Annotated in this window: 13 protein-coding genes; 4 read left to right on the forward strand and 9 right to left on the reverse strand. The window is 62.6% G+C overall.

What is annotated here, in order from left to right; genetic code table 11:
* Nucleotides 1-30: 30 nt before the first annotated feature.
* The 6 genes from AC6H34_RS06860 to AC6H34_RS06885 form a co-directional block, all read right to left on the reverse strand.
* A complete protein-coding gene (locus AC6H34_RS06860) occupies nt 31-777 on the reverse strand; it encodes an outer membrane protein (protein ID WP_497538307.1) in 747 nt (248 codons plus the stop codon).
* A gap of 241 nt (nt 778-1,018) precedes the next feature.
* A complete protein-coding gene (locus AC6H34_RS06865) occupies nt 1,019-1,450 on the reverse strand; it encodes an NUDIX hydrolase (RefSeq protein WP_448150716.1) in 432 nt (143 codons plus the stop codon).
* Between the two features lie 6 nt (nt 1,451-1,456).
* Nucleotides 1,457-2,131 (reverse strand): MgtC/SapB family protein, encoded by a 675-nt coding sequence (locus AC6H34_RS06870; protein WP_497538308.1) that lies wholly within the window; start codon nt 2,129-2,131, stop codon nt 1,457-1,459.
* 380 nt (nt 2,132-2,511) lie between these two features.
* Nucleotides 2,512-2,844, reverse strand: coding sequence for a LysR substrate-binding domain-containing protein (locus tag AC6H34_RS06875; protein ID WP_497538309.1), 333 nt, complete (start codon nt 2,842-2,844; stop codon nt 2,512-2,514).
* 248 nt (nt 2,845-3,092) lie between these two features.
* Nucleotides 3,093-6,254, reverse strand: coding sequence for an efflux RND transporter permease subunit (locus AC6H34_RS06880; protein ID WP_497538310.1), 3,162 nt, complete (start codon nt 6,252-6,254; stop codon nt 3,093-3,095).
* The gene (locus tag AC6H34_RS06885) at nt 6,251-7,459 is read right to left on the reverse strand and encodes an efflux RND transporter periplasmic adaptor subunit (RefSeq protein ID WP_448150712.1); all 1,209 of its coding nucleotides are present in this window, start codon (nt 7,457-7,459) and stop codon (nt 6,251-6,253) included. The genes AC6H34_RS06880 and AC6H34_RS06885 overlap by 4 nt, the downstream gene beginning before the upstream one ends.
* A gap of 622 nt (nt 7,460-8,081) precedes the next feature.
* On the opposite strand from AC6H34_RS06885, the gene AC6H34_RS06890 reads away from it, so the two are divergent.
* Complete coding sequence (locus tag AC6H34_RS06890; RefSeq protein WP_497538311.1) at nt 8,082-8,933, forward strand: bestrophin-like domain; 852 nt, start codon at nt 8,082-8,084, stop codon at nt 8,931-8,933.
* 15 nt (nt 8,934-8,948) lie between these two features.
* Here AC6H34_RS06890 and AC6H34_RS06895 read toward each other — a convergent pair whose 3' ends face one another.
* The gene (locus tag AC6H34_RS06895; protein WP_448150710.1) at nt 8,949-10,271 is read right to left on the reverse strand and encodes a cation:proton antiporter; all 1,323 of its coding nucleotides are present in this window, start codon (nt 10,269-10,271) and stop codon (nt 8,949-8,951) included.
* Between the two features lie 637 nt (nt 10,272-10,908).
* Between AC6H34_RS06895 and AC6H34_RS06900 the strand changes: the two genes are divergently transcribed.
* Nucleotides 10,909-11,682 carry a hypothetical protein gene (locus AC6H34_RS06900; RefSeq protein WP_497538312.1) on the forward strand — a complete coding sequence of 258 codons (774 nt, stop codon included), beginning with the start codon at nt 10,909-10,911 and terminating at the stop codon, nt 11,680-11,682.
* Between the two features lie 136 nt (nt 11,683-11,818).
* On the opposite strand, the gene AC6H34_RS06905 is transcribed toward AC6H34_RS06900, so the two are convergent.
* Nucleotides 11,819-12,073: a hypothetical protein gene (locus AC6H34_RS06905; protein WP_448150708.1), complete on the reverse strand. Its 255-nt coding sequence runs from the start codon at nt 12,071-12,073 to the stop codon at nt 11,819-11,821.
* Nucleotides 12,074-12,761: 688 nt separating this feature from the next.
* Between AC6H34_RS06905 and AC6H34_RS06910 the strand changes: the two genes are divergently transcribed.
* Nucleotides 12,762-13,334 carry a hypothetical protein gene (locus AC6H34_RS06910; RefSeq protein WP_497538313.1) on the forward strand — a complete coding sequence of 191 codons (573 nt, stop codon included), beginning with the start codon at nt 12,762-12,764 and terminating at the stop codon, nt 13,332-13,334.
* 36 nt (nt 13,335-13,370) lie between these two features.
* Here AC6H34_RS06910 and AC6H34_RS06915 read toward each other — a convergent pair whose 3' ends face one another.
* On the reverse strand, nt 13,371-14,420 hold the full coding sequence (locus tag AC6H34_RS06915) for a HoxN/HupN/NixA family nickel/cobalt transporter (RefSeq protein WP_448150707.1): 1,050 nt from the start codon (nt 14,418-14,420) through the stop codon (nt 13,371-13,373).
* Between the two features lie 157 nt (nt 14,421-14,577).
* Here AC6H34_RS06915 and nikR point away from each other — a divergent pair, with 157 nt between their 5' ends.
* Nucleotides 14,578-15,048, forward strand: coding sequence for a nickel-responsive transcriptional regulator NikR (nikR, locus tag AC6H34_RS06920; RefSeq protein ID WP_448150706.1), 471 nt, complete (start codon nt 14,578-14,580; stop codon nt 15,046-15,048).
* The last annotated feature ends 69 nt before the right edge of the window (nt 15,049-15,117 follow it).

Below are 15,117 nucleotides of genomic sequence, written 5' to 3' on the forward strand. Positions count from 1 at the left end.
CGTAGGGCCGGGCTTTCCGATATCCAGAGGTCAGAACTTGTAGCTCACGCCCACCGTCGCGACCACCTGGTCCCAGCCCGACTTCACCGGACCGTCGAAGGTACGGTAGCTCTTCTTCTGGAAGTCAGTGTAGCGAACTTCCAGACGTCCGATCCAGTTCTGGGTAAAGGCATATTCCGCACCCACGCCGACCGTCCAGCCGACATGCGTGTTGCTGGAACTGGTGCGTGGAATGGCGACGCCACCATCCGTGCCGGAATTGGTAAGCTTGCCGTCGGCAAAGGCGACACCCGTCGTGGCGTAGATCAGCAGATTGTCAAAGGCGTAACCGGCGCGCACGCGCAGCGAACCCTGCCAGCGGCTCTTCAGGTCAAGCTTGCGCAGGGAGGTACCACCGGCATAGATCGCATGGGCGTCACCCTTGAGATCGGCGACGTCGATATCACCTTCCGCGCCAAGCACGAACTGGTCAATCTGATAGTTGTAACCAGCGTGAACGCCGCCAATGAAACCGTCCACATTGAAATGGTCCGCCGGAGTGCCCGTACCGGTAGGCCCAGTCGGACCAGTTGTCGGCGCGCCCCCGCCACCAAACAGACGGCTCTGGTTGTCATCCTCGCGGCCCCAGCCGTAGCCGGCGTGGGCACCGACATAGAAGCCCGTCCAGTTGAAGGCCGTGACAGGCACGACCGGCTCAACAGGCGCTGGCGCCAGATCTGCCGCCGAAGCAGTAGCGGCGCTCAAAAGCAGGGCGCCGGCTGCAACGTAGATTTTCATGAAATACCCCCCGAAACCTAATACCACTTTTGGATAGCACGCCGAGAACGACAATTGGTTGCCAAAGTGCAACACTGGTAGGCAATTCATGTTATTTTATAAAATTGGCGCCCTACGATCTTCCTCAGACGAAAAGCAAAGAAGATCTGTCAAGCAATGAACGGGGACACCCGCGGGGAGAAATTTCTTTCGGCATCTTGCAATAGACCAATCTTGCAAAATGACCTTCCGCTGCGACCGCTCAGTGCCGGTCGGCGAATGCTCGCAGGAGAGCAGCAAGGCCGGGCTCGTCGACCAGCAGGATCGCCTCCTCCAACGACATCCATTGCACATAGCGCTCGCCCTGCTCTTTCCAGGCCGAAAGCGTTTCCTTGACCCTGAGGAGGTAGAGCCGCGTCTCGATCAGTTCGAAATGCGCCTCCAACCGCTTCCAGTAGACATAGGTGCCCATCGGTTTCTTGCCGATCTTGCCGACCAGACCTGCTTCCTGCTCGGCTTCGATGCGCGCCGCCTCGCTATCGGTGCGTCCCTTCATCGGCCAGCCCTTCGGCACCGTCCAGCGTCTGGTCGTCCGGGTGGTGACGAGACAGGTCTCCAGCCGGTCCCCGTTCTTTCGAATGGGCAGGGCGGCGACCTGGTAGCGCCGTTCGGGTGATTTCGCAGGACCGGCCATGGCAGCTCAATGCACCAGGGTTGCGGCAGCCACGCCGTCGATGGCGCGAAGCCTGTCGGCAATCTCTTCGGCGGTGCCCTCGGGAAGACGCGCGAATGCCACGGTGATCTCGTCCAAAGCGTCCTTGTCCTGCTGGTAGAGGGTAAACTGCTTGACGCGCGAGGTGCCCACGCCTGCGATATCCACGATGGTCTGGAGCGTGATGGCGCCGCGGCGCGCCGAAAGGGACAGCACCCGCTCCGCCATCTGGGCGCGGAACCGGTCTTCGAGCGGCTTGATTCCAGCGAGGATGAGAAGGATCACGCCTGTCGTCAGCAAGGCCGCCACGTAGAGACCGCCGCCGACGGCGAGGCCGATGGCCGCGACGGTCCACAGGCTGGCCGCCGTCGTCAGCCCCTTGATGATCTCGCCGCGCAGCAGGATCGTGCCGGCGCCGAGGAAGCCGATGCCATACACGACCTGCGCCGCGATACGTGAGGGATCGAGCACGGCGTGATGGTCGCCGAGCGCGTCCCCGAAGCCGAATGCCGACACGATCATTATCAGACAGGCACCGACGCAGACGAGCATGTGCGTGCGGAGGCCGGCCGTCCAAAGCAGCCGCTCGCGCTCGATGCCGATGAAGCTGCCCAGCATTGCCGAAAGGAGGATGCGAACGAACAGTTCTGTGCTGGAAAGCAAGATCGGACCCCGGAAATCAATGGTGCCGGTGAGCGTCAAGGCTCGTACCAGTCCAAAACCGGCCGCCCGCGCAATACGGCAAATGACGGGGCCGCCCCTCTTCCGGCCCGGGACAAAGAGATGCCCCAATCACGAAGCCACAAATGGTCAAGTGGCTTTATGACAAAAATATGACATAAATAATTCATGAAAATCAACACCTTGATTGGCCTATGCATATCGTACAACCGGTTTGGCGCAAAGCCTTGGCAATGCAGGGAAATTGCCGCGAGAGGACGAAATTCCGGGCATCGGGAGACGGGGAAAGAAGAAGTCCGCCAGAAAGAAGACGGAGGCCGCGCTCCACTTCGTCCTTCTGGCGTGTCCTTCGAAGCGTCGCTTCACGTCCCTGGAAGTCGGTTCAGCCTGCCGAGGATCTCGATGCAGTACTCGGTAAAGGCCCTCACCTTTGCGGGCGGATGCTTGCGCGAGGGATGAAAGGCGAAGAGCGGGAAGAGCTCGCCATGCCAGTCGGGAAAGAGATCAACGAGTTCTCCGCTCTCCAGCAGCGCGCCGACGCCCCAGCCGATCACCTGGGCGATGCCGGTGCCGGCCAGGCATTCGGCCAGCATGGTCTTGGGATCGGTGAAGGTCAGAGGCCCGCGCGTTTCCACCGGAAGCACCTTTCCGCCGCATACGAACTCCCAGTCGTAAGGCCGCCTTTCGGCATTCATGTCGGGGCCAGACTGTCCAATCTCTCGCTTGGTGTCAAAGCGATGGAGCGTAACGTTCGGACCACAGGCCCGACATCGGCGGCCGACCTATCGCTCGAATGTCGCGACAGGACCGGCGAAACAGGATTCAGGTGGCTCGCACATACCTTGCATGAGAAGTCCTGCAAGGCTGTCGCGACGGCGCCCGCCCCCGAAGGGTGACGGGAACCGCCAGGTTCAATGCGGCAGAGATGCCGGAGCTTCAGGGATCATCCTGCCGCGCCTGCCTCTTCCGTCGCGGAGGGCGCCGGCTTCTTGCCGCGGGAACGCCATTCCTCGAAGCGCTGCACCATCACGAAGAAGGAGGGCACGAAGAGGACGGCGAGGCAGGTGGAGGCGATCATGCCGCTGAACACGGTAATGCCGATGGAGGCACGGGCGCTGGCGCCGGCTCCTGTGGCCACGACCAGTGGCGCCACGCCGAGGATGAAGGCGAAGGAGGTCATCAGGATGGGGCGGAAGCGGGCGCGAGACGCCTCCACCGCCGATTGCAGGATTGGATGACCCTCCGCCCTCATCTCGCGTGCCACCTCGACGATCAGGATGGCGTTCTTCGCGGAGAGCGCGATCAGCAGCACCAGGCCGATCTGCACATAGAGGTTGTTGTCGATGTGCAGGCCATTCAGCACGAGCACCGGCCCCATGAGCGAGAGCGGCACCGCGAGGATGACCGAAATCGGCGCGTACCAGCTCTCATACTGGCCGGCCAGGACGAGATAGACCAGCAGCAGGGCGAGGGCGAACACCATGTACATCTGGTTGCCCACGATCTTCTCCTGGTAGGACATCGCCGTCCATTCGTAGCCAACGCCCGGCGGCAGGGTCTTGGCGGCGATTTCCTCCATCAGCTTGATCGTCTGCCCCGACGAGAAGCCTGGCCGAGATACGCCAGTGATCGTCGCCGAGGGGTAGAGATTGTAGAGACTGATCAGCGAAGGGCCGACCGAGGGCGTGATCTTGAGGAGAGTATTGATGGGGATCATCGCCCCGTCCTGGTTGCGCACGGTGAGCTGGTCGATGTCCTCGAGCCTCAGCCGGGCATCGGCATCGGCCTGTACATAGATCTGGTAGACGCGCCCGAAGCGGTTGAACTGGTCGACATAACTGGAGCCGACATAGCTCGCCAGCGCCGAGAAAACCTGGTCGACCGTGAGCTTGAGTCCTTCCGTCTTGGTGCGGTCGATCTCGATCTTGTATTGCGGCACGCTGGCCCGGAAGGGCGCCGAGACACGCTGGATACCCGATTGGGTGGAAGCGGCGTCGATCACGGCATTGACCGAGGCCTGCAGCTTGGCGAGGTCGAAGCTGCCGTCCCGCAGCTCGATCTGCATGGTGAAGCCGCCGGCATTGCCGATGCCCTGGATCGGAGGGGGCGGCACCACCAGGATATTGGCCTCCCGGATCTGCGAGAGCGTGTCGGTCAGCTTGGTGTAGAGAGAGAGAAGGTTCTCGCCCTTGCCGCGTTTGCTCCAGTCGTCGAGCATGATGTAGACGACACCGGCATTGGCGAGCGAGGCGTTGTTGTCGAGCGCCGAAACACCGGCGATGGTGATGGCCTCGGAGACGCCTGGCACCTTGCGGACAGCATCCGAAGCCTCGCTCAGGGTCTTCTGCGTGCGTTCGAGGGAGGCGCCGTCCGGCAGTTGCACCGCCGCCAGCAGGTAACCCTGGTCCTCGATCGGCAGGAAGCCCGTCGCCACGCGGGAGAAGCCGTACCCGGCCGCTCCGATGATGAGCAGGGCGATCACCATCATCAGGCCCGCGCGTCTGCTCATTGCGCCGATGAGGGCCGTGTAGCGGTGTTCCAGCCACAGATAGGCGGCATCGAAGCCTCGATAGAAAAAGTTGCGCTTCTCCATGGGCACGGCCGGACGCAGCCAAAGCGCCGCCTGGGTGGGCTTCAACGTCGCGGCATTGATGGCGCTGATCAGGGCCGTCGCCGCGATGACGAGCGCGAACTGCGAATACATCCGCCCGGTCAGGCCCGGCAGGAAGGAGGCCGGCAGAAAGACCGCCATGAGCACGAGGGTGATGCCGATGATCGGGCCGATCAGCGCGTTCATTGCCGCGATCGCTGCGTCGTGCCCCGACATGCCCTTGTCGATGTTGTGGGCCGCCCCCTCAACGACCACGATGGCGTCGTCGACCACGATGCCGATGGCAAGCACGATGGCAAACAGCGTCGAGAGATTGATGGTGAAGCCCATCGCCGCCATCGCCGCAAAGGCGCCGATGATCGTCACCGGCACGGTGGTGGCCGGGATCAGCGTGGCGCGCCAGTCCTGCAGGAAGACGAGGATGACGATGAGCACCAGCACGCCGGCCTCGATCAGCGTCTTGTAGACCTCATGCACCGACTGGTTGACGAAGAGCGTGGTGTCGAAGGGGATGGAGTAGGCGACGCCCGGCGGGAAATCCTTGGCGAGTTCCTTCATCTTGGCGTCGACCTCGGCCGCTGTGCTCAGCGCATTGGCTCCGGGGGACTGGAAGATGGCGAGACCCGCCGCCTGCTTGTTGTTGAGGCTGAAGACCTGGCTGTAGGTCTGCGCACCCAGTTCCACCCGCCCCACGTCGCGCACGCGGGTGACATCGCCCGCCGTCGTACCCGCCTTGATCACCACGTTGGCGAACTGGTCGGCATCCTCCAGGCGTCCCGAGACATCGAGCGTATATTGGAAGTTCTGGCCGGACGGCACGGGCGGGGCGCCGATCTGGCCGGCACTGACCTGCTGGCTCTGCTGCTGCAGGGCGTTGATGACGTCCTGCGCCTGCAGGCCGCGCGCCTGCATCTTCTGCGGATCGAGCCAGATGCGCATCGAATATTGTCCGGCACCGAACACCGTGACATTACCGACACCCGGCAGGCGCGAGATTTCATCCTTCATACGCAACGTAGCGAAATTGCTGAGATAGAGACTGTCGCGGCTGGCATCCGGCGAAGTCAGCGTGACGATCTGCAGGATGGAGGTGGATTTCTTCTGCACCGTGACGCCCTGAACCTGCACCGATTGCGGCAGGGAGGCCATCGCCGCGGAGACGCGGTTCTGCACCAGCACCTGCGCGAAGTTGAGGTCGGTCCCGATCGCGAAGGTGACGGTGAGCGTATAGGTGCCGTCGGCGCCGGCATAGGACTGCATGTAGAGCATGTCCTCGACGCCGTTCACCTGCTGCTCGATGGGCAGTGCCACGGTATCGATCACCGCGCGCGCACTGGCGCCGGGATAACGCGTGGTCACCTGGACCGTGGGCGGCACCACATCGGGATACTGGGCCACCGGCAGCGCGAAAACTGCCACGCAGCCGATCACCACCATCAGGATGGCAATGACGTTTGCCAGGACCGGCCGTTCGATGAAGAATTTCGAGATCATGGCTGGGACGCCTTCGTGCTGGCATCCTGGCCGGCCGGCTTGCCGGCATCCTGAGGATCGACCTTCTGCCCCGGCACGGCGCGCAGGATGCCGTCGACCACCACCTTGTCGGTCGGGTCCAGACCCGAGGTAATCACCCGCATGTCACCGTCGAGTTGGCCGATCTCGACCTTGCGCTGCTCGACCACATTGTCCTTGCCGACGAGGAGGACATAGCGCCCGCCCTGGTCGCTGCCGATGGCGGTATCCGGCACCAGCAGGCTGTCGCCACGGCTGGCCAGGGGAACCCGCACGCGCACGAAGTAGCCGGGCAGGATGGCGTTGCCCGGGTTGTCGAGCTCCGCGCGCACGGCCAGCGTACCAGTATTGGCGGTAAGGCTCGGGGCGATGTAGCTGAGCGTGCCCTTATGGGGATAGCCGTCCTCGTTCTGCAGCCCGATCTCGACCGGTACCTTCCTGAGATCGGCCAGCGTTACGCCATTGCGCTTCATGTTCGAGCGGATGTTGAGGACGTCGGTCTCGCTGACGTTGAAGTCGACATAGATCGGATCGAGCTGGACGATGGTGGCGAGGACTGTCGCGGTGCCGTTACCGACGAAATCGCCGAGCGAAACCTGCCTCGCCGTGACGACGCCGTCGAACGGAGCCTTCACATCGGTGTAGCCGAGATTGAGCTGCGCCTGCTCGACCGCGACTTTCGACTGGTTCACGCCGGCCTGCGCCGCATCGCGGCTGGCTGTCGCCTGTTCGAGAGTCGCCTGGGAAGCGAAGTCCTTCGTTTGCAGCGTCGCCTGCCGCTTGTAGTTGGAAAGCTGTTGCGCATAGTTGGCGTCTGCGCTTGCCAGCGAGGCCTGGGAGCTTTCGAGAGCAAGCTGATAGGGCTGCGGCTCGATGGTGAAGAGCGAGGTGCCCGTCTTCGCGAAATCGCCGTCCTTGTAGTTGATGGCGCTGACGAACCCGGCCACGCGCGCCACCAGATTGCCCGAGTTGATCGCATTGGCGTTGCCCGTCGCCAGCAGATAGTTGATGACCGGTTTCTGCACCGGAGCGGCCACGCCCACCTTGGCTGGCGGCGGCGGAGCATAGGTATTCTGTTGATTGCAGCTCGTGGCCGCCAAGGCGAGGATGGCGCCACATGCCGGCAGCAGGAGCCGTCCCCGCAAGGTCAGCGCGTTTGGAGGGAAGACGGGGCGGGAGAAGATCATCGTGTCATACCCTTCTGCAGTGCTGACGGCTGCTGGCCGGACTCGGAAATCATGATCGGGTGGCGAGAAAACGCGGAGGACGGAAATCGATGGCGAGGTGGGAGCGGAAAACAATTCCAGCCTTCTGAACCAAATCGGACAATAGAACCCGGGATGCAGACAGGATCATAATGGCACACGATGATCCATGCCCCAACGGCATCTGAGAAACCGGATTTGGCCCGAAACCATCAAGGCGTCTCTCGGCAGTGCAGAAGAACGGATGGCGCTGCGTCTTTACAAAAGGTGACGGCCGCCTCTGCACAAGCAATGGAAGCATTCTCGCTAATATTGCGACAGCCATACTACTCATCTAGGCACCAGCCCCATGCCTTGCCGACATGCAGCGCACAAAAGGCATTATGCATGCACTGGAAACACACCCGCGATAAACGGAAATTACACCAAGAGCAGATTCTGAAAAGTATAATTTTGACTTGTTAGCCGACTTCGACGTCGACATTGCCTGCGAACAGGAAGCATAAAGCACCGGAAGCGGCCAAGAGTTCGAGAAAAACGATGCGACGGCTCCTTTTTTGCGGACCTTCAGACACAAGAGAAAATGCTGGCCGCGGCGACAGGCATGGGCGAATCTCCTTGCCCGCATATCCTCATCGGTACCGCTTTCGCCCAGACACCTTTTCCCGACACACCGTCTCCCTGGAGTGCCGCCATGGCCAGCTATGAGATCGTCACGGGCCTCCTGACGTTCTGCTGCCTCGTCGCGGCGTCCCTCGGCGCACTTCTCCTTTATGCCAGGCTGCCGCAACGCTACCAGCAGGAGGAGACGGTCGCCGTCATCAGGCTCGTCGGCAACGTCTTCATCGTGATGACGTCGCTGGTCCTGGGCCTGATGATCAATTCCGCACGCAATACCTTCGAGGCGGTTGATCACAACGTGCATGTCATCGCCACCGAAATGATCCTCCTGGACCGGACGTTGCGCCGCTACGGCCCGGAGGCGGACGAGATGCGCGCGCGCCTGCTCGCCTATGCGCAGCAAGCCAGGAACGGGACGAGACCTCGCAGCGATCCTCTGATCATGGGCGATCCGGTTTCGGAGCAGTTGCTCAATGCCGTGGGCGACAGCCTCAAGGCCCTGAAGCCTGCGGATGCCGGGCAGGCCAGCCTGGCCCAGGATGCCCATACGACCTACCAGAACATTTTCGAGCTGCGATGGGAACTGGTCGAGCAGGCGGAAGGGACCGTGCCGCTGCCGTTGCTGGTCATGCTCGTCGCCTGGTTCATTCTGGTCTTCGCCAGCCTGGGCTATCGTGCGCCGGACAACCGACTGGTGGTCTGCTTTCTGGTACTGGCAGCGGCCCTGATCGGCGGTACCATCTATCTCATCCTCGACATGGACATGCCCTTCAACGGACTCATCCGAATCTCCGACGTGCCGCTGGACCGCGTGATCGCGGAGTTGACCCGATAGCACTGCCGCAGCCGCTCAGCCGGGTTTCGCCTGTTCCTCGCCATGACCGCCGCCTTCATGGCCAGAGGCGCCGCCCAAAGGCGCGGTCAGCGCCTCGCCGCCGTAGACGCGGCGCAGCACAGCAGGTGTCGATAGCCCCTGCACGACGATGGTGAAGATCACGACTGCGTAGCAGGCCGCCGCAAGCGTTGGTCCGTAGGGGCCTTCAGGAATGGTCAGCACCAAGGCGATCGATACGGCCCCTCTCAGCCCAACCCATGTCAGCGTGGAGACCATTCGGGCTTTCTCGGGCCAGGAACGGGAGGAAAGGCCGACCGGAATGGCAATGCTGATCAGGCGGGAGAGGATCGCCAATGGAATTGCGGCGAGGACGATCGCCTGCGTGAACGCGGCGAGGTCGAGAGTGAAGATCTCGGCGCCCATCAACAGGAACAGCAATGTGTTGACGAGGTCGTCGACCAGCGACCAGAAGGTGGCGAGATGAGGCCGCCAGGCTGTCTGTCTGGAGACCTTGGGCCGCGCGTTCACGAGGACGAGCCCTGCGACGACCACCGCAATCGGGCCGGAGACATGGAGCAGGGTGGCAAGCCTGTAGGTCGACAATGCCAGCGCGATCGACAGGGTCAAACGGACGATCTCATCCTCGCTCCTCTCCATGAGAAGTCGCGCCGCATATCCAGCGACCGCGCCGATCGCCGCCCCGCCCAGACACTCCACGGCCAGCGCCTCCAGCAGCCGGCCGTTGCCGATGACACCGCTTTCACCTGCGACCAGCGCAACGGCGGCAAGGAACATGACGACCGCGGCCCCATCGTTGAACAGGCTCTCTCCGGCAATGATGTCCCGCAGGCCGGGCGGCAAGGCGACGCGCTTGAGGAGGCCGTCCACGGCGACTGCGTCAGTCGGCGCCAGGATCGCGCCGAGCAGAAAGCACCATGCGGGAGGAATGGGGGTGCCGAGGAGGTTTGCGAGAAGCCAGAAGCAGCCCGCGAAGACGCTCGTTGCGATCAGCACGCCGGCGGTGGCAAGGATGAAGACGATCAAGCCCTGGCGACGCAACCCCTTGATGTCGACATGCCAGGTGGCAGCGAAGAGCAGCAGGGCGAGGGCACCATCGAGGAGGGTGTGCGGAAGATTCGCCCTCTGGAGCCGATGCTGGGATGCCTGCGCCAGCCAAGTGGCCGGGGAAAGGTGGCCCGCCGCGACGATGGCGAGGCAGATCAGCAGCGAGGCCAGGAGCAGCGCGATGCTGCGCGGCAGCTTGAAGAAGCGCTCATTTGCCAAGCTCACCAGGGCGGCGAAGAGAAAGAGGATGGAACCGACATCAAAGGGCGACATGACAGGTCGAGCTCCCGGTGTAGGCCCTTGGGGACTGTCGGCACCGCTCCGGCGTGGCGGTCTGAGGAGGAATTGCTCCGATCACGGCCCGTACCGAATGCGCGGTATCCCGCAGCAACAATGATGGCGTACCAGCAATGTCTATCCTCTCCATTGCGATCCGCAAGTGTTCATTACGGCGGAGAGTCTGGCGACCGGAGCGCTTATTTTGAACTATACGGCGATACTATGCCGGAAAATCTTCGCCCAGATGCATACCTCTTGGCACCTTCTCCGCGAGGGCCGTGAAGGTCAGGATCCCCTTTGAGACCGAAGGCCGGCGCAATTTTGGGGTAGTCCCCCTTCGCTCCATACCATCGCCGACAAACTGTTCCAGACTATGTGACTGGGGGGAATGTATTTCCCTATAATCCTATCGACCTACTCTGCATGCCTATACAGAAGGGATGGCTGTTTACCGATATTTTTACTATCGGAATTGAAAAGGCGTGCTAAGCTTCGCGGGCGGGAATGGCAAGCGAGCCGAAGAACTATCCGCGTCGATGCAGAATCCTGCCGCCCCGCCAACTACATGGCCGCCAAATTGCCTGCACGGCCCCGTGCAGGCAGGCCGATACCTGAGCGAGGGATGAAATTCATGCAGAACCACAGATCTTTCCGGCTCCCGGTTTTTCACGCGGGGCGCCTCGTCCACGCGTTCTTTGGCATGCTCTCGATGCTGTGCATCCTGGCGATGGGGGTCGGATCGGCCCCGGCGCAGCAACCGACGCAGGCCCAGCGCGACGCCATCAAGGCAGCCTGCCGATCGGACTTCATCGCTCAATGTTCGGGCGTCGCGCCGGGTGGCCTCCCCGCCCTGCAATGCCTCCAACAGCACAATTCGAGTCTCTCTTCGGCTTGCCAGAAGGCGATTGGAGCGTTGAAAGGAGGCAAGTCTTCCTCGGCCGCCCCCGCGACGCCCACGCCCCAGCCAGCTGCTGCACCTGCGGCAGCGCCGGCCAAATCCGCCCCGACGACCGCTCAGCGCAACGCCGTCAAGGCGGCCTGCCGGTCGGATTTCATGGCGCAGTGCTCGGGCGTGACGCCGGGAGGCGCAGCAGCGCTCTCCTGCCTGCAGCAGCACAATGCATCGCTGTCCGCCCCCTGCCAGCAGGCGGTCGGCGCCATCGGTGGGGCGGCGCCTGCTGGCTCCACGGCAACCGCCGCGCCGGCAGCGCCGGCTCCCGCCATTCCCATGCGTGCGTTTTCGCCCAGGGAGGAGATCTTCATCGTTCGCCAGTCCTGCGGCATGGACTTCCGGTCCTACTGCAGCGCCGTACCGCTTGGCGGCGGGCGCGGCATCGCGTGCCTGCGCAGGAATGCCGCACGCCTTTCGCCCTCCTGCCGGGAGGTCTTGACCTCCGGTCTGTAGGGCGAAATGCCTAGCTTTCAGTTTCAGGAAGCTCTTCACCCGAATGACGAGTGAGGGAGCGGCAGGACACCCCCTACTCGCGGGACGAAAGGCTGCGGCGAAATCCTCGTCGACAGCCCCTTTCACAGAGTTCCGCTCAGCGGCAGACGCGCACGCCGTTGACCCAAACCCATACGCAACGCCTTACCGGAGCCACATAGGCCGGACGGGGCGCAACATAGGGGCGTGGAGCGACGTAGCGGTGGGGATAGCGGCGAACGACCGCCGCCCCGTTCGGCCCCGCGCAACCGGCCCGGTAGACGCCTCGCGCACACACGACGGCTTCGGCCTGCGTCGGGACGAAGGCCCAGCCGGCAGCGGCGAGCCCCAATGCCAAGAGCAAATATTTCATCACACCCTCCTTCTCGATTCCAATCCCAACCCTGACATCAATAGAGATTTTAACTTTCCTCTATCAACTGGCACTGTATATTATAATTGTGGCACTCGGTACAAAATAATAATTTGTTACACTCAAGACAATATCGGATAAATTTATATACAAATTGTAGATTAATAGTTTTTCGACTTTCGACTAATGGTCGCGTGGTGACTGACGGTACCGCCCCAGCGCGCAACGCCGGCCAAGGCCGCATCCCTGTGGCAAGATCCGGTTAAGCATCTTTGCACGAACTTGCAGTTGCTCCTCGCGGGTTTCGTCCTGCCAGCGTCCTTGCGAAATGACGACGCGGGACGCCATCCGCACCGCGTCACGCTTCTTTCGAGGCTTCGCCGGGCCACTCCTGCTCCGCTCCGCATGACAGCAGCCGCCCGGTCTTTCCGCCTTCTCACGCGTCACACACGCATTCGTGTGCCGACCGTGATTCAGAGTTCGCCTACACTGCCCTCGTCGCCGCTCGTCCGGCTCAGGGATTGATGAATGGCGTTCATGATCGCATGCAAGGCGCGCCGGCTGATGTGCGCGTCGCTTGGGGGGTATCGTCGAGGACATGGAATGGGACGGAAGCGCCCTGCCTTTCCGGTTCACGAACCGAATATGAACCGCCGTTCGGGGCCTCTCTGCTGCCGGAGACCGTGAGATGCTTGAAACCAAGATCGGACGCCGTGATGCGTTGAGAGGAGTCGCTCTCGCCGTCTGGGCCGTTGGTCTGGCCGCCCTGTCCTTCATGGAGGGGATTGCGCCGTTGCCTTCTCTGTCCGCGGGGACCGCGACCCTCGTCCAAGCCTCGCCGCGCCCTGCTCCACATCCCTTGGCTACCAGAGCGGACGGCCTCGTCTACGGTGTCTTCGCCTCGACACCTTCCTCGCGGCGGATCGCCTCACTTGACCTCGCAGCGGCACGGGAGGCCCCAGGCGTAATCGCGATTTATCCGCGGGAACGGGGTGAGACAGGCCCCGAGGAACCGGCAGGCACAGCGGCCCTTCCCGGTGGGCTATCGCTTCCGACAGCCTGGCAGCAGGACCAATATGCCCTCGTCCTTGCAAGGACGCCCGAACAGGCAAGCACGGCGGCAGACCTGATCCGTATCACCTATGCACCGCCATCACGCGATCAGGGCCTGGGAAACACGATACTGCAAGGCCGCGCCCCCGCCGCACCCGAGGATTGTCTCGCAGCATGGAGGGGCATCGGACAACCTTCCAACTCGTGAGGCCGGCTGCTCGCGCTTGACGGCCCGGAAGCTTCCCTAGGGCTGTCCCGCCGGAAGACGGTCATATCCCTTGCTGCGATAGACCAGGGTGGAAACGATCCAGCTCGCCACGAAGATGCCGACGACGGCAAAGCCGAAATTGGCGAGATTGTCGTTCATCTCACCCACGACGCTCCAGATCCCGCCAACAAGCCCGAGCTTGTCGGCCAGCAGGCCAAGTGCCTCGATGCCCCCGATGAAGACGGCGACGACGACGGACGCGGCCGTGATGGTGAGGTTGTACCAGAGCTTGCGCATGGGGTTGACGAAGGCCCAGCCATAAGCGCGCGTCATCAGCACGCTGTCGGCGGTGTCCATCAGCGACATACCGGCGGTGAAAAGGGCGGGGAAAACCAGGATGGTCCAGAAGGACATGCCCTGCGCCGCCTGCGCAGCCGAAATGCCGAGCAGGCCGATCTCCGTGGCCGTGTCGAAGCCGAGGCCGAACAGGAAGCCTATCGGGTACATGTGCCAGGAACGTGAGACCATGCCGAACAGCGGCCGAAACAGCCGAGCGATCAGCCCGCGCCCGGCCAGCAGTACGTCGAGATCCTCGTCGACGATCTTCTCCCCGCGCCTGGCGCGCTGGAACGCGGCCCAGATGCCCCTGAGGATGAAGAGGTTGGCGATGCCAATGAGCAGGAGGAACAAGGCCGACACGCTGGTGCCGATCACGCCGCCAATATCGTGGAACTCCTCGAGTTGTCCCTGCATGGCAGCCGCCGTCGCCGCGATGATGACCGAGGCGATGACCACGATGCTGGAATGTCCGAGCGAGAAGAAGAAACCCACCGAAAAAGGCGACTTCCCCTCCTGCATGAGCTTGCGCACGACATTGTCGATGGCGGCGATATGATCGGCATCGAAGGCATGGCGCAGGCCGAACATGTAGGCGAGGAAAGCCGTGCCGAGCAGGGCCGGCCGGTCGGCGAAAGCCAGCCATGCCCAGAGCCACGCGGCGACATTGGCGACGACGAGAAACACAAGGGTCGAAGCGGCCTTGACATGGACGCCGGCCGGATTGTCGTCGAATGGGTTTGGCAGCACGGACTCGCTCTCACATCAACGTATGCACTTTTCCATGAATGTGATTACGGGGCTACCGCTAAATGACATAGCCAGGCACGCGGCGCACGAAGGCCTTGCGTGACGGGAGCGAACGCGGGCTATTGAGGCATCTCCAACGGCGGTGAGGAAAGCCGGTATGCAGCGCATCACCATTAGCATCGACGACGACCTGCTGGAGACCATCGATCGCCTCAGCACCCGACGCGGCTATACAAGCCGATCCGAGGCGCTGCGCGACATCGTGCGCGAGGCCGTGACGCGCGGGCAGTCGGCGGAAGACGATGATGCACAGTGCCTGGCCACGCTCTCGTATGTCTACGAGCACGAGAAGCGTGATCTCGCCCGCAGGCTGACCGCGGCCCAGCACCACAAGCACGATCTCTCGGTGGCGACCCTGCACGTCCATGTCGACGAACATGACTGCCTTGAGGTCGCGGTGCTGAGGGGCAGCGTCCGCGACGTCACGGCCTTCGCCGATGGCGTCACCACCCAGCGCGGCGTGCGCCTGGGAGCCCTGCACATCATACCGGGCGGTGAGATGCATGGCGATCACCCGCATGAAGGGCAGCCGCATGCGGATGGCGACATGCAAGGACATCGCGATTAATTTCCAAGCGGCGGAATAAGATCGACTCCCATGTGTCTCCCCTGGGAAAGCGCCCGTGAGGATTGCCCT

This window comes from Labrys sp. ALF-8 (assembly GCF_059699065.1).

Excerpts from the sequence above, each read along its gene's own strand:
- AC6H34_RS06860 (WP_497538307.1), bottom strand. The coding sequence starts at position 777 with ATGAAAATCTACGTTGCAGCCGGCGCCCTGCTTTTGAGCGCCGCTACT.
- AC6H34_RS06865 (WP_448150716.1), bottom strand. The coding sequence starts at position 1,450 with ATGGCCGGTCCTGCGAAATCACCCGAACGGCGCTACCAGGTCGCCGCC.
- AC6H34_RS06875 (WP_497538309.1), bottom strand. The coding sequence starts at position 2,844 with ATGAATGCCGAAAGGCGGCCTTACGACTGGGAGTTCGTATGCGGCGGA.
- AC6H34_RS06880 (WP_497538310.1), bottom strand. The coding sequence starts at position 6,254 with ATGATCTCGAAATTCTTCATCGAACGGCCGGTCCTGGCAAACGTCATT.
- AC6H34_RS06885 (WP_448150712.1), bottom strand. The coding sequence starts at position 7,459 with ATGATCTTCTCCCGCCCCGTCTTCCCTCCAAACGCGCTGACCTTGCGG.
- AC6H34_RS06890 (WP_497538311.1), top strand. The coding sequence starts at position 8,082 with ATGGGCGAATCTCCTTGCCCGCATATCCTCATCGGTACCGCTTTCGCC.
- AC6H34_RS06895 (WP_448150710.1), bottom strand. The coding sequence starts at position 10,271 with ATGTCGCCCTTTGATGTCGGTTCCATCCTCTTTCTCTTCGCCGCCCTG.
- AC6H34_RS06900 (WP_497538312.1), top strand. The coding sequence starts at position 10,909 with ATGCAGAACCACAGATCTTTCCGGCTCCCGGTTTTTCACGCGGGGCGC.
- AC6H34_RS06905 (WP_448150708.1), bottom strand. The coding sequence starts at position 12,073 with ATGAAATATTTGCTCTTGGCATTGGGGCTCGCCGCTGCCGGCTGGGCC.
- AC6H34_RS06910 (WP_497538313.1), top strand. The coding sequence starts at position 12,762 with ATGCTTGAAACCAAGATCGGACGCCGTGATGCGTTGAGAGGAGTCGCT.
- nikR (WP_448150706.1), top strand. The coding sequence starts at position 14,578 with ATGCAGCGCATCACCATTAGCATCGACGACGACCTGCTGGAGACCATC.